Origin of the sequence: Nitratireductor aestuarii, from assembly GCF_014641695.1 — a bacterium.
In the GTDB taxonomy this organism is placed as follows: domain Bacteria; phylum Pseudomonadota; class Alphaproteobacteria; order Rhizobiales; family Rhizobiaceae; genus Chelativorans; species Chelativorans aestuarii.
This window is the reverse complement of the sequence record NZ_BMIF01000019.1, coordinates 1-12851: the sequence shown is the minus strand read 5'-3', so window position 1 is coordinate 12851 and position 12851 is coordinate 1. Positions and strand designations below refer to the sequence as shown.

Sequence of the window (12851 nt, the reverse complement as noted above, 5' to 3'; positions counted from 1 at the left end):
GCTAGATCCCCTTAGTGCGCAATGCCCGACGCGCCGCCTTCATCGATCATGCGGCCGCGTGTGAAGCGGTCGAGATCAAATGGACGGCTGATGTCGTGATGCTTGCCGGTGGCGAGCAGATGCGCGAGCAACGTGCCGCCGGCAGGAATAGCCTTGAAGCCGCCCGTACCCCAACCGCAGTTCAGGAAGAGGCCCGGCAGGGGGCTCTCGCCAATGATCGGCGAAGAATCGGGCACGACGTCCACGATGCCGGCCCACTGGCGCATCAGCTTCAGCTGGCGGTAAGACGGGAACATTTCCATGAGACCGGCAATCACCGTCTCGAGCATCGGCAGGTTGCCGCGCTGACCATAGGACGAGATGCGATCAAGCCCGCCACCGATGATCATTTCGCCCTTGTCGGACTGGCTGACGTAAGTACCCGTCGCCGGCGAGAGGATGACGCAATCCAGCGAAGGCTTGACCGGCTCGGAAACGCATGCCTGCAGGGCATAGGAATTGATCGGAAGCCGGAAGCCTGCCATCGCGCCTAGAACCGAAGAGTGGCCAGCGACGGCCATGCCCGTACGGTCAGCGCGTATGTCACCCAATGACGTCTTCACGCCGTGGCAGACGCCGTTTTCGATGATGAAACCCTGAACCTCGCAGTTCTGGATGATGTCGACGCCGAGATTGTCGGCAGCACGGGCATATCCCCACGCAACGGCATCATGCCGCGCGTTGCCGCCGCGCGGCTGAAGGACACCGCCATAAACCGGGTAGCGGGCATTCGGACTGAAATTGTAATCCGGGACCAGGCTCCTGACCTTTTCCACATCGCAGAGCTCCGCGTCGATGCCGTTGATCTGCATCGCATTGACAGTGCGCGCCGCGATCTCCATCTCGGCCGGGCTGTGGGCGAGATGGAGCATGCCGCGCTGCGATAGCATGATGTTGTAGTTGAGGTCCTTTGAAAGCCCCTCGTACAGACGCAGCGCAAGATCATAGAGCTGCGCACTTTCTGGATAGAAGTAATTGGAGCGAACGATCGACGTGTTGCGGCCGGTATTGCCGCCGCCAATCCAGCCCTTCTCGATCAGCGCCACATTGGTGATGCCGTGGTTCTTCGCCAGATAGTAGGCCGTGGCCAGTCCATGCCCGCCACCGCCGATGACGACCACGTCATAGCGCGACTTTGGTCTGGCAGTGCGCCACGCCGGCACCCAGCCCTTCTGGTTGTTCAATCCCTCCTTAAAGAGGGTCAACGCGGAGTATTTCTTCATCATCTTGACCGCATGAACTGCGCGACGGCGAGCGAGACCTGATCTCGTCGCTACCGCTGACACAAACAGGAATTAGTGACGCTACATCATGCTCGGCAGCCACAGGGCGATGCCCGGAAATGCCGTGAGCAATGCAAGACCCAGCAGCATCATTGCTACGAACGGCAACGCTGCCATGCTGATCTTGCCGATGGAGACACCCGTTATCGAGCGAAGGACGAACAGGTTGAACCCGATCGGCGGCGAAACGATTGCAACCTCGACCATCAGAACGATGTAGATGCCAATCCAGATAGGGTCGAAACCTGCACCAGCCATCAAAGGCAGGATCACTGGCACGGTCATCAGCACGAGCGGAATCCCGTCGAGAACGGTGCCGAGCAGAATGTAGATGATCGTCAGCAGGATCAGCAGCTTCACCGGAGACAGGTTCAGTGCGGCGACACCCTCCGCCAGAAGCTGCGGCAAATGCATGTAGCCGACCGCTGTCGTCAGCAACGCAGCCGCAGCCAGCGCACTGCCGATCATTGCCGTGGTCATTATGGCATTCATCGCCGTACGGTAGAGATCCTTGAGCGTCAGCCCGCCGCTGAACGCGGCGATAATTGTCGCGCCGAGGACACCCACGGCTGCTGATTCCGATGGCGTAGCAAAGCCACCGTAGATGCTGCCCATCAGGAACAGGACCAGCAAGGTTACCGGCACCAGATTGATCAGTCCACGGAAGCGATCACCCCAGGTGAAGTGATCTGCCTGCGGCGGCGAAAATTCAGGGCGCATCACACAACGCAGAAGGATGTATCCGGAGTAAAGCGCTCCCAGCATGACCCCCGGCAGGACGCCAGCGGCAAAAAGCTTGGCAACGGACACCTGGGCGACGAGCCCGTAGACGATCAGCGTGATCGACGGCGGGATCATGATGCCGATGGTCCCGGCAACGGCAATTGAGCCGTAGACGAGGCTCGGATTGTAGCCGCGGCTCGTCAGTTCGCGCGTTGTGACCTTGCCGATTGTGGCGGTCGTGGCTACCGACGAGCCTGACAACGCAGAGAAGAGCACAGATCCGCCGACGTTCGCATGGAGCAGCCCGCCAGGGACACGCGACACCCACGGTGCGATGCCGCTGAAAATCTTGGCGGACAGGTTGGTGCCGCTGATGATCTCGCCCATCCAGATGAAGAGCGGAACCGCGGCCAGTTCAAAGCTGAAGACGCTCTGCGTGACGATCGGTGTCGTAATCGAGCCGATGCGCGCCATCGGGAAGCCGAGCAACACGGAGAACGAGAAGAATGCGGCCAGGAACAGGCCGATGAATATCCATGCGCCGGAGCCGAGCGCCACCAGCACCACGGCGAGGAGTACCAGCGACATTGTAATCGGATCCATCACGCCTCCTGCGTATCGTGTTGACCGAACAGCTTAATCGATTGCGCCTTCGTCACGGATCAGCCGCCGCCCGAAGCAGAGGCCAATGCCGTAGACGAGAACCTGAAGCATGAAGATCGCCATTCCGGTCGCGACAATGGCGTTGGGTATCCACATCTTGGTCGCGGCCTTGGTCATGCTGATCGTGCCGCGCGAGAAGTCGCGCCCGATGCGGATCGACAGGTAGTAGAGCACAAATGACATGACGATCAGCGCTGCGACGCATGCTGTGATCTCGACGCAGCGTCTGGAGGCGGGCCCAAGCTTTCCAAGCACAATATCGACGCGCACGAGCGAGCCGGACCGCATTGCCTGCCCAAGGCCCAGGAAAACCATCGTTCCCAGGCCGTAGGCGACATATTCCTCAACGATATTCGTAGAAGTCGCAAAGAAGGACCGGAGTACAATCTCCGTCAAGATCAGTGCCGTGACCGACACCAGGATCACGACGGCGACCTGTGCGGCCAGGAGCGAGAGCAGTCCCGATAGTCGTTCAACCAAACGCAACATTCAAACCTGCTCCCGCCCAGCCAGATCAGCGCTTTGCGTTGTACTCGTCCAGAATGACGGCGTTCTCGCCGGCAGTCTTGCGCCATTCCTCAATGAATGGCTTGGCGGACTCGACGAGCTTTTCGCGCAGGTCCGGGTTCGGCTTGTCGATGACGGCAACGCCCTTGGCGCGCATTGCATCGTAGTTCTCGCCGACCTGGACACTCAGGCGTGCGAAGGTCCGCTTGGTGGTTTCCGCACCCGCTTCCTTGATTGCCTGCTGCAGATCCTCAGGCAAACCATCCCAGACATCCTTGTTGATGGTGACGACCGAGATCGGAATGGCCCAGTTGATCTCGGTGAAGCTCGGCAGATAGTCATTGAGACCACTGTTGATGCCAAGGTCGGCCGATGTCACAACGGCATCGATTGCGCCGCTGCTGAGCGCGGGCATCACGTCGCCCCAGTTCATGTTGATCGCGGCAGCGCCAGCGCCGGAGAAGGTCTCCAGGCTGCTGAGATCAAATGCGCGGATCTTCAGTCCCTGCAGAGCTGCGAGATCCTCAACAGGCTTGCGGCTCCAGATGCCGCTCGGCGGGAAGATTCCAGCGGAAACCAGAACCTGGTTGTAACCCTCAAGGGTTATCGCAAGGTGCGGCTCATAAACCTCGTAGAGAGCGTTTAGATCGGCCTCGTTTTGCATGAGGAACGGAAGAGAAGAGAGCAGGAAGATGGGGTCGTAACCGCCATAGTAAGATAGCGCATGACGCGCGAGCGGTACGCCGCCGTCCTGCACTGCCTCAAGGTGATCCACGCCCTTGTAGCCCAGGGAGCCGTCAAAGTGGTGGACGATCTTGATGCGGCCGCCTGATTTTTCGGCAACAAGCTCGGCAAACGTTACGTCAGCGACACCGTCTGACGATGTGCGGCTGAAAACGTCTGGCATATCCCAGGTATATTCCTGAGCAATGGAGGCGGATGTTGCAGCAGCCATGCCGCCAATGAGCGCAGCGCTCAGTACAAAATTTTTCAAGGACACGAAAACGCTCCCAGGCTCCCAGTGAAGATCTCCCGCAGCCGAGATTGTTTCGACTGCTCGACATACAAATGCGTATGGATAGGTTTCCAACGAGTCAATAGATTTCACAGAGCCTGCGCAGTATTCGGAATTTTTTCGGCGCGTTGACGCACTTTTCGCGATGTGTTCTATCTCTCTCAACGCGAGGAACAAACACAGATGTATGGAATGCGGCTTGGCGTCGACATTGGCGGAACATTCACGGACTTTGCGATGGCAGACGCCAATCGCGGCTGGACCGCGGTCCACAAGCGCCTGACGACGCCCGACGAACCCTCTCGAGCCGTCATCGAAGGGGTCCGGGCGATTTGCTCGGAAAATACGATCGCCATCCCAGATCTGGCTGAGATCGTCCATGGCACGACCCTCATTACCAATGCTCTCATCGAGCGTCGGGGTGCGCGAACAGGCATGCTTGTCACGAAGGGATTCCGGGACACCTTCGACATTGGCCAGGAGCAGCGTTACGATCTCTATGATTTGCGCATCCAGTTCGCCCCGCCTCTGGTCGAGCGCCGCTGCAGAGCCGAAGTGATCGAACGGCTGGATCACGAAGGTAATGTGCTCGTTGAGCTGGACGAAGATGACCTGCGCACCTCCATCGTCCGGCTGGTTGAGGACGAGAAAATAGAGGCGCTGGCGATCTGCTTTCTGCATTCCTATGCCAATCCCCAGCACGAAAGCCGTGCTGCGGAAATCGCGCGCGAATTATACCCCAACCTGTTCGTATCGACATCGGCCGACGTATTTCCCTACGCCCGCGAATACGAGCGTTGGACAACGACGTGCGCCAACGCCTATTCCCAACCCATGGTCGACGCTTATCTGCGCAAGCTCGAAGATGGCCTGGCTGCAATCGGCTTCACCGGCAATCTGTCGATCATCGCCTCTGGAGGGGGGCTTATGTCACCGTCGATGGCGCGCCGTTATCCCGTGCGGCTGTTGGAATCCGGCCCTGCAGCCGGGGTGATCATGGCCGCCCGCATTGCCGAGGAACTCAAGATCGACGGATTGATCGCGTTCGACCTTGGAGGGACGACCGCAAAGGGGGCCCTCGTCCGTAACGGCGAACCGTTCAAGAAGTACACGTTCGAAGCTGCACATGCCTATAAGCACAAGACCGGCAGCGGCCTCCAGCTTCAGATCCCGGTCATTGACATGGCTGAGATCGGCTCAGGTGGCGGCAGCATCGCTGGCGTTGACGAACTTGGCCTCATTCGGGTCGGTCCGCGCAGCGCGAGCTCTTCACCCGGCCCAGCCTGCTATGGCCTTGGTGGTGAATACGCGACCCTGACCGATGCGAATTTGACGCTCGGCTATCTGGATGCCGGTTTCTTCCTTGGCGGCAAAATGAAGCTTGAGCCGACGCTTGCAAGCGAGGCTATCGAGGGGGTCATCGGCCAGAAGCTGGGCATGGAACTGTTGCGCGCCGCATGGGGCATCCATGATATCGCCAACGAGGACATCAGCCGTGCATTCCGCATGCACGCCACCGAGCGCGGCTTCGATTATCGTCGCTCAACCATGGTCGCTACCGGCGGCGGTGGTCCGATCCACGCCGCTCGCATCGCACGCAAGCTCAAGGTGCCGCGCGTCATTTACCCGGCAGGCGCAGGCGTGATGTCGGCCTTCGGCATGTTGCTTGGCGCAGCATCATTCGAGGTTGTCCGCTCGCACTCACAACCGCTCGAGACACTGGAACCGTCGAAGCTGGGCGACCTTCTCGCCGATGCTGCAGATGAAGTCCGCAAGCACCTTCTCACGGCTGGTATCGCAGCCGAGGCCATTGAACTCGATTGCCGCCTCGACATGCGCTATCGCGGCCAGGGCTACGACATCGAGGTCCGGCTGCCGATGCACCTTTCCCTCGAAGAGCAGCTCAAGGTGCTGCCCGCGCTCTTCGAGGAGGCCTACCGCGAGGTCTTCCACACAACGCTTGAGCAGCCGCTCGAGATCACCGGTTTGAAGGCCGAAGCACGAGCGCCAAAACCGGGCTTCATGACGCTCGGCGGCAGGGCTGATGCAACGCCGGAGTCGGCGCTCAAAGGAACACGTAAGGCCTATTTCCCGCTCGCGGGCAGGATAGTGGATTGTCCGGTTTACGACCGATACCTGCTGAGACCCGGAGAAACCGTCGACGGCCCATGTCTCGTCGAGGAGCGTGAATCCACCTGCCTGCTGGATTTTGGCGACCGCGGCACTGTCGACACTTACGGCAACCTCGTCGCAGAGATTGGTGTCTAAAGGAGATGACAGCGATGAACACGCAACGCACCATTGATGCAGTTGACCTGTCGATCATGTGGAACCGGCTCATCTCGATCACAGATGAAGGCGCTGCCGCTCTCGTTCGCACCTCCTTTTCGACGCTTGTGCGCGAGGGATATGACCTTACGGTATTGATCTTCGACGCCGCCGGTCGAATGATCGCCCAAAGCGCCAAGTGCATCCCGGTCTTCATTGGCACCGCGCCGACGACCTTGTCACACATGCTGCGCAAGTACCCCGCAGACACACTCGTTCCCGGCGACGTCGTGATCTCGAACGATCCGATGTACGGTACCGGACACATGTTTGACCTTGCCGTCATGCGCCCGATCTTCGACAATGAACTGCTTGTCGGCTTTTCCATGGGCATCACCCACCTTCCTGACATCGGCGGCATGGGATTTTCGGTCAGCGCGACCGAGATCTATCACGAAGGCCTGCGGCTACCGATCTGTAAGCTGTACAAGGCCGGAATGCTGGATCACGATGTCATCGAGCTCATCGAGCTCAATGTTCGAGTGCCCGAGCAAGTAACTGGCGACATCTTTGCAAGCGTCAGCTGCACCGAAGTGGTGGCACGCCACGTGCTCGAATTCATGCGCGAGTACCAGCTCGACAGCTTGACCGAACTGGCCGATGCTATCCTTACCAGCACCGACGACGCGGTGCGTTCGGCCCTGCGCGCCATGCCAGACGGTGTTTTCCGCAACGAGGTTCAGGTTGAGGCGCTTGGCGAAGTGCGCAAGCTGGTCTGCGCCATCAACAAGACAGGCGACACGATAGAGGTCGACTTCGAAGGCACCGGCCCTTGCGTGGGGGCCGGGATCAACGTGCCCTTTCCCTATACCCGGGCGATGGTGCTCTACGCAATCAAGTGCCTGACATCACCGAACATCCCGAACAATGAAGGTGCCATGCGGGCTATTGAGGTGAAAGCCCCGCTCGGATCAATCCTCAACGCGATCCCGCCCTCGCCGTCCGCCGGACGCCACGCCATCGGGCACTTCATCTTCCCGTTGATCACCGATACTTTGGCTGAAATCGTGCCGGACCGCGTGGCGGCCAGCAGCGGGCTCCTGGACATCGTGACGCTGCAGGGATTCCGCCGCGACGGCTCACCGATGGCCGCGACCTATTTTTGTGCGGGTGGCTTTGGCGGTGCGGAGGGTCTCGATGGACACCCTACCCTTCCCGGCTCGTCCAACATGGGCCGCACGCCGATCGAAGTGTTCGAACCCCTTACGGGCCTCACCGTGCTGGAGAAGTCGCTGAGGCCAGATTCCGGTGGCCCCGGCCGGTATCCCGGTGGCGCCGGCCAGACCATCGTCATGCGTAATGACACCGGCTATCCAATGCGTGTCTACGCAATGGCCAACCGTACCCTGTTCCCCGCTGACGGTGTCTTCGAAGGCAAGGCAGGCGCTGTCCGTGAGCACTGGGTGGACGGGGAGAAGATGAGCGGACAGGGTGCCTACACCCTTGCTCCTGGGCAACATCTGAAACTCCTCCAGCCGGGCGGGGGCGGCTTCGGCGATCCGGCGCTACGCACGAGCGCACAGATCGAGCAAGACATCGAGCGCGGCTTCTTGACGCCCGAGGGCGCAAAATCGCTCTATAGCCACGCGGGCTAGAGATGCCGGCAGGAACCATGGCTGACCGCTCGGAAAAGCACAGGAACCTGACGCGCGAAGACTGGATTCGCGTCGCCAGGTTGTTCCTGGTCGACGCAGGCGTTGCATCGGTGAAGATCGAAGCACTGGCGCAAGCTATTGGCGCCACCCGCGGCAGCTTCTACTGGCATTTTGCTGATCACGCCGCGCTACTCGACGCGTTGCTGGACCAGTGGGAACACATTAACACCGAACCGTTCCGCCGCGCGTTTGCCAATGCAGAGGGCAGTCCGCAGGAGCAACTGTTGCGCTTCGCGCTGGTCTGGCTCGGCGAGGAATTTGACCCCAACTTCGATTCAGCGGTGCGCGACTGGGGCCGAAACTCGCCCAACGTTGCCGAAGCGGTACGGCGCGTCGATGATGAGCGCATCGATATGCTCTATTCCCTCTTCTGCCGAGCGGGCTACGATGAGACCGAGTCCCTCGTCCGCGCCCGCACTCTCTACTACCATCAGGTTGGCTATTTCGCGCTGAAGATTTCTCAGACGCGGGAAGAGAGGCTCAAGCTCCTCCCTGTCTACTTCCGCGTGCTCACTGGCTTTCCCATTCCTCCAAACACTGCCGAAATTATCCGTCAATTCCCAGATTCCAATCCCGGGGACAACGCGGCCTGCAAAGCCCGGAACGGCGGCAGGTGAGGATACATCTGACCCTGTAAAGCGGCAGCGGTCGGGCATCAGGATCACGTCTGCGGATGCCAGTCTTGCCGCGCGGCAAGAGCATGCTCGCCCACGCGTCGAGGAACTGCACGACTGGCTCAGAGCGCAACATACTCAGATGTCCAGCACAATCCCGTCGCCACGTCGCCAGGGCGATCAATTACATGTTCGAGAAGGAGGGCGCTAGGAGGCCTTTACCCGGTTCCTCGATGACGGCAGGCCATGTCTGATCAACAATGCGGCCGAGTGAGCCCTGCGGGGGATCGCTCTTAGAAGAAAGTCCTGGCTATTCGCCGGCTCCCAGCGTGGAGGTGAGCGTGCCACCTTTATGTATTCCCTGATCGTCACCGCCAAGATGAATGACATCGATCCGCAGGCCTGGTTGGCGGACGTGCTCGCTCACATGCCTGGCATCCCCGTATCACGGCTGCCGGAACCGTTGCCGTGGAACTGGTCTTCCGCAGGGCCTGTCTGGCAGAAAGCAGCCTGATAGCGCGCCCGACGCAGGTCTACACAAACGACTCTGTCACCTCGTTTGTCGGCGAGAACATTGAATTCCTCCAGCAAATCGCCAGCAACTCCGACAACATCGACTAGGGCAAGATGATCCATGGTACTGAAGAGGGCATTACCACCTTCACCGACCGCGGAAACGAAACCTTGCAGGAATTCCTCGCTGATCTCCGCACCTGAGAAAGAGGTGTTCGGCCGTTCCTCCTCGACGAGCAATGCGATCAGGAAAGGATCGAAAGCATAATGGCGGAAGAGCCAAAATCAAAATCCCTGCGGCTACTCCGGATGGATACAAAGATAGTGCCTTGGCACAAACTTTTTTGCGCCTCCGGCCTTGGCCTAGCGTTCAACGCAATCTATATATTGTTCAACAAAAGGAGGTGCCAATGAGTGCTCCTACACGTACTGTTGCCGAGCGTGAGGCTAAAGCCGCGCTGATCCGGAATAGGCTTATCCTTGATCAGGCGAAGACAGTTGGTCTTCTTGGATCAACGAAAAACACTCGCTTGTCAGGACGGGTTTCTTCAGAACTGATTGACGCAGCTAAGAAGCGCGCTCATGTCACCTCTGACACAGAGCTACTGGAGCTTGCGCTGTCGCGACTGGCGCTCGAAGATGATTTTGGCACTCGTCTGGTTGGTCGGAAGGGTAGCATCGCGGCGGATATAGATCTTGATTTTTGATCTTTCGGACGCACTGCGAGCGTTGAAGCCTGAGAAGTATGTTGGAACGCTGGTGCGACGGGCGGACGATGATCTTCCATGGGCTATTGATGAGCCTATGATCGGAGGGCCGCTTTTTCTTGATACAAGCGTCTACCTGGATGTCCTTCAAGGGCGATCACCAACGGAAATTGACGTCCTGCTAACGTATCGTTTGTGTCATCATTCGGCTGTGTGTTTGTCCGAGTTGACTCACCTGTTCGGTAGGCTTGATCCAAAACATGCTTCGACAAAAGCTGTGCTCCAGACCATTACAGCAACGATAGAGGATATCCCTGACCATCGGCTTCATGCTCCCGACGCGGTTATGTGGGGCAAAGCGGGTGTTTTGGCTGGACTGATGTTTCGGCTCAGCAATCTACCGAAAGGAGAGGGGCACGAGCGCCGGTTCCTGAATGATGCTCTCATCCTCTTGCAAGCTCGTCAATTGGGCGCGAGCGTGCTTACCGGCAACGTCCGTGATTTTGACTTGTTGACACAGATCGTTCCTTCAGCACGAATTATTCTATATCGGTCTGTCACTTAACGCTTGCTGCGAGCGTTTTCACGCCGCGCCGGATGGCAATGCCTGCACGAGATGATCCATACCAATGATGGCAATGAAGAGGGCATGACCACATTCACCGATCGCGGAAACGACCTTGCAGGAATTCCTCGCTGATATCCGCACCTGACAAGGAGGTGTTCGGCCGTTCCTCCTCGACGAGCAATGCGATCAGGAAAAGATCGAACGCATCATGGCGGACGAGCCAAAATCATAGTCCAGCCGCCTACGCCGGATAAATACTTGCGCACCTTGAGAACCATCTCGATTCCACACAGAATCTTCAGCGCTCCTCGCAAGAAGCGCGCGGGCTCGCTGAGACAAGAGAACGGGCCGCACGCCTGCCGCGCGGCTTCTCCGGCATCTGGTACCGGATCACCGGCCGCTATGGCCGGATCAGGAAGCAGAACGAGCCCGAAGCCTGGCAGGCCACGCTGCGGGACCGCGCCGAACGCGAAAGCCTCATCGTCCGGCAACTCGATGATCGCCGCGCGCTGCAACACGAATCCAGGGCCAGCGCGAGCAGCAGGCTGATCTGCTCCTGCTCCGCCAGGACATCACCCGCTACCGCGACATGGCCGAGCAGGAACGCGAGCGCGAGGACAGCAAACCCGAACGCGAGGGCCGCAGCCGCTCCGGCAGGCGCAGGCGCACGCGCAGCCCCCGCATGGAATGAGGAAAGCAGAAAGGAGCCGAAGCTGACTGAACTTGTATGGACGACCTACGTGCCGCGCCAGCGTTTACCCCACCGCCCGCCGCCTTGAAGAGGCTTGTGAGAATGCTGAAGGCAAGCCCTCGCCCATCGGCGAAGCAGAATGGCGGATGACAAGCTGGCCGATACAAGCGGGTTGCGACCAGTGGGCCGGAGTTTTCCGCTTTTTCATGGGCGAATACTGCCGCCAGGAGGATGAGAATGTCAGGGTGGTTATCGTTGACGATCCCGGCTTCGACCGCATGATCTCCATCTCGCCGCTACAGCTTCGCTAATGCTTGACTGATCTCTTCGCTCCTGTTGCACCGGCCTCGCGCATCTAGCGCGGGGCGAAGTCTCTTTTCGCTCTCCCACATACAAGCAAAGCGCGGAAAGGTGTGGAAACCGCTGGCTCGCCCGAAGGACTTGGTCTTGACGGAGGACGGGCTGCGAGGTCCCCAAAAACAGGAAATTAAGGTTCAGCCCGCCGGTTCGGCATTCAATCAGCGCAAGGGATGGAAGTTGGACTGCGGAGACTACAGGCTCCGTTCACGGCAGCCCAGCCTAAAGAGAGCGCCAGGTAAGCAAAGCCCCTCAATTTCGTTTTTCACAGAATACTTCTATAAGAACCATTTTTCATGTGGTAGAATCGAAATTCAGGAATAGCGCCCTTCTGGGCGCCGCCTAATCAGAAACAAGGCATGGTTTTCTTAACTTCGGCCACGCAGAACCAGTTTTCAGGAGCCGTATCGGTTTTTCAGGAAAAACGCCTTCCTGAAATCGCCACGCCTGCCGGTTACAGCGCGCTGATCGATGCTAAGCCTGACATATTGCGGCGTCTTTTGGTTAACGTGACCTCACCCCTGCCTACAATGCAAAGCTTGTTTGCCAAGGCGTCCAGCGTATAAACCCTGCACTTTTTGCGGACTAGTGACCGGGCAGGCTTTGTTGGCGCTTTTCTTCTTGGTACCGACCCCCAGTTCTGTCTGTCGATCAACCGTCGTCGTCTAGCTCTAACGCCCCCGGCCGCAGGCAAGCCAGTATCCGGAAGCTCGACGTTGTCGTCTTCCTCGCTATCACCGTCGACCGCAGCCTCTTCGGCCTCGTTGAAGAGACGGTCAATATGCTTCTCACTGCGGGGTGCAAAGCGATGGAGCTTTGCCAGTGCCAGTTCTTCTTCCAGCTTGACGACCCGCTGCGAGAGCGCTTCCTTCTCGGCTTTGAGCGCGGCGATTTCGGCAGCATTGGCTGCCAATTGCGCCATCAGTTCTGCAATGCTCGGTTCGCCGGTGCGCGTCATTAGATTCTTGAATCTGAACCGCCCCTGCGCGTCAATCGCAATTTGCCATCCTCAGCCAGCAATCTGATACTGCCGCACGGGATGGCGGACCATCGCATCGATATCGATGCCATCGAGGATCCAGTGGAGTTGCTCTGTCGTCAGCGTCACCACCGCAGTTTCCCGGCGGGGCCACCTGAACCGGTCTTCCGTTAGCTTCTTCAGGACCATAACAAACCCGGACCGATCAA

Annotated in this window: 13 protein-coding genes and 2 pseudogenes; 7 read left to right on the top strand and 8 right to left on the bottom strand. The window is 58.9% G+C overall.

The window, feature by feature from the left end; translation table 11 throughout:
* Positions 1-11: 11 nt before the first annotated feature.
* The 4 genes from IEX27_RS19680 to IEX27_RS19665 all read right to left on the bottom strand — a co-directional run bounded on the left by IEX27_RS19680 (position 12) and on the right by IEX27_RS19665 (position 4215).
* Complete coding sequence (locus IEX27_RS19680) at positions 12-1262, bottom strand: sarcosine oxidase subunit beta family protein (RefSeq protein WP_210315574.1); 1251 nt, start codon at positions 1260-1262, stop codon at positions 12-14.
* A gap of 81 nt (positions 1263-1343) precedes the next feature.
* Entirely contained in the window at positions 1344-2648 is a 1305-nt protein-coding gene (locus tag IEX27_RS19675; RefSeq protein ID WP_188722810.1) for a TRAP transporter large permease, read from the bottom strand.
* Positions 2649-2681: 33 nt separating this feature from the next.
* The gene (locus IEX27_RS19670; protein ID WP_188722809.1) at positions 2682-3197 is read right to left on the bottom strand and encodes a TRAP transporter small permease subunit; all 516 of its coding nucleotides are present in this window, start codon (positions 3195-3197) and stop codon (positions 2682-2684) included.
* A gap of 25 nt (positions 3198-3222) precedes the next feature.
* Entirely contained in the window at positions 3223-4215 is a 993-nt protein-coding gene (locus IEX27_RS19665; RefSeq protein WP_188722808.1) for a TRAP transporter substrate-binding protein, read from the bottom strand.
* A gap of 198 nt (positions 4216-4413) precedes the next feature.
* Between IEX27_RS19665 and IEX27_RS19660 the strand changes: the two genes are divergently transcribed.
* From IEX27_RS19660 to IEX27_RS19645, 4 genes and pseudogenes are all read left to right on the top strand, one after another.
* Complete coding sequence (locus IEX27_RS19660; RefSeq protein WP_188722807.1) at positions 4414-6498, top strand: hydantoinase/oxoprolinase family protein; 2085 nt, start codon at positions 4414-4416, stop codon at positions 6496-6498.
* Between the two features lie 14 nt (positions 6499-6512).
* Positions 6513-8153, top strand: a complete 1641-nt coding sequence (locus tag IEX27_RS19655) for a hydantoinase B/oxoprolinase family protein (protein WP_188722806.1) — start codon at positions 6513-6515, stop codon at positions 8151-8153.
* 17 nt (positions 8154-8170) lie between these two features.
* Positions 8171-8830 (top strand): TetR/AcrR family transcriptional regulator, encoded by a 660-nt coding sequence (locus IEX27_RS19650; protein WP_188722805.1) that lies wholly within the window; start codon positions 8171-8173, stop codon positions 8828-8830.
* Between the two features lie 58 nt (positions 8831-8888).
* A pseudogene (locus tag IEX27_RS19645) lies at positions 8889-9341 on the top strand (IS66 family transposase); the annotation flags it as partial.
* Here the strand turns inward: IEX27_RS19645 and IEX27_RS19640 are convergent.
* Positions 9251-9580, bottom strand: coding sequence for a hypothetical protein (locus IEX27_RS19640; protein ID WP_188722826.1), 330 nt, complete (start codon positions 9578-9580; stop codon positions 9251-9253). The pseudogene IEX27_RS19645 and the gene IEX27_RS19640 sit on opposite strands and share 91 nt — an antisense overlap.
* Positions 9581-9750: 170 nt before the next feature.
* Between IEX27_RS19640 and IEX27_RS19635 the strand changes: the two genes are divergently transcribed.
* Together IEX27_RS19635 and IEX27_RS19630 are read left to right on the top strand one after the other, a co-directional pair.
* Positions 9751-10047, top strand: coding sequence for a hypothetical protein (locus IEX27_RS19635; RefSeq protein WP_188722804.1), 297 nt, complete (start codon positions 9751-9753; stop codon positions 10045-10047).
* Positions 10037-10612: a type II toxin-antitoxin system VapC family toxin gene (locus IEX27_RS19630; RefSeq protein WP_188722803.1), complete on the top strand. Its 576-nt coding sequence runs from the start codon at positions 10037-10039 to the stop codon at positions 10610-10612. Before IEX27_RS19635 ends, IEX27_RS19630 begins: the two co-directional genes overlap by 11 nt.
* 209 nt (positions 10613-10821) lie before the next feature.
* On the opposite strand, the gene IEX27_RS19625 is transcribed toward IEX27_RS19630, so the two are convergent.
* Positions 10822-11130, bottom strand: a complete 309-nt coding sequence (locus IEX27_RS19625; RefSeq protein ID WP_188722802.1) for a hypothetical protein — start codon at positions 11128-11130, stop codon at positions 10822-10824.
* A gap of 322 nt (positions 11131-11452) precedes the next feature.
* On the opposite strand from IEX27_RS19625, the gene IEX27_RS19620 reads away from it, so the two are divergent.
* Positions 11453-11617 (top strand): hypothetical protein, encoded by a 165-nt coding sequence (locus tag IEX27_RS19620; RefSeq protein WP_188722801.1) that lies wholly within the window; start codon positions 11453-11455, stop codon positions 11615-11617.
* Between the two features lie 704 nt (positions 11618-12321).
* Here IEX27_RS19620 and IEX27_RS19615 read toward each other — a convergent pair.
* Both IEX27_RS19615 and tnpB read right to left on the bottom strand, forming a co-directional pair.
* Positions 12322-12621 (bottom strand): annotated as a pseudogene (locus tag IEX27_RS19615) (IS66 family transposase); the annotation flags it as partial.
* A 51-nt stretch (positions 12622-12672) separates the two neighbouring features.
* On the bottom strand, positions 12673-12851 hold a 179-nt coding region (gene tnpB, locus IEX27_RS21675; RefSeq protein ID WP_188722800.1), incomplete at its 5' end, for an IS66 family insertion sequence element accessory protein TnpB.

Coding starts and splice junctions, on each gene's coding strand:
- IEX27_RS19620 (WP_188722801.1), top strand. CDS start 11,453: ATGACAAGCTGGCCGATACAAGCGGGTTGCGACCAGTGGGCCGGAGTT.
- IEX27_RS19635 (WP_188722804.1), top strand. CDS start 9,751: ATGAGTGCTCCTACACGTACTGTTGCCGAGCGTGAGGCTAAAGCCGCG.
- IEX27_RS19650 (WP_188722805.1), top strand. CDS start 8,171: ATGGCTGACCGCTCGGAAAAGCACAGGAACCTGACGCGCGAAGACTGG.
- IEX27_RS19655 (WP_188722806.1), top strand. CDS start 6,513: ATGAACACGCAACGCACCATTGATGCAGTTGACCTGTCGATCATGTGG.
- IEX27_RS19680 (WP_210315574.1), bottom strand. CDS start 1,262: ATGAAGAAATACTCCGCGTTGACCCTCTTTAAGGAGGGATTGAACAAC.
- IEX27_RS19675 (WP_188722810.1), bottom strand. CDS start 2,648: ATGGATCCGATTACAATGTCGCTGGTACTCCTCGCCGTGGTGCTGGTG.
- IEX27_RS19670 (WP_188722809.1), bottom strand. CDS start 3,197: ATGTTGCGTTTGGTTGAACGACTATCGGGACTGCTCTCGCTCCTGGCC.
- IEX27_RS19660 (WP_188722807.1), top strand. CDS start 4,414: ATGTATGGAATGCGGCTTGGCGTCGACATTGGCGGAACATTCACGGAC.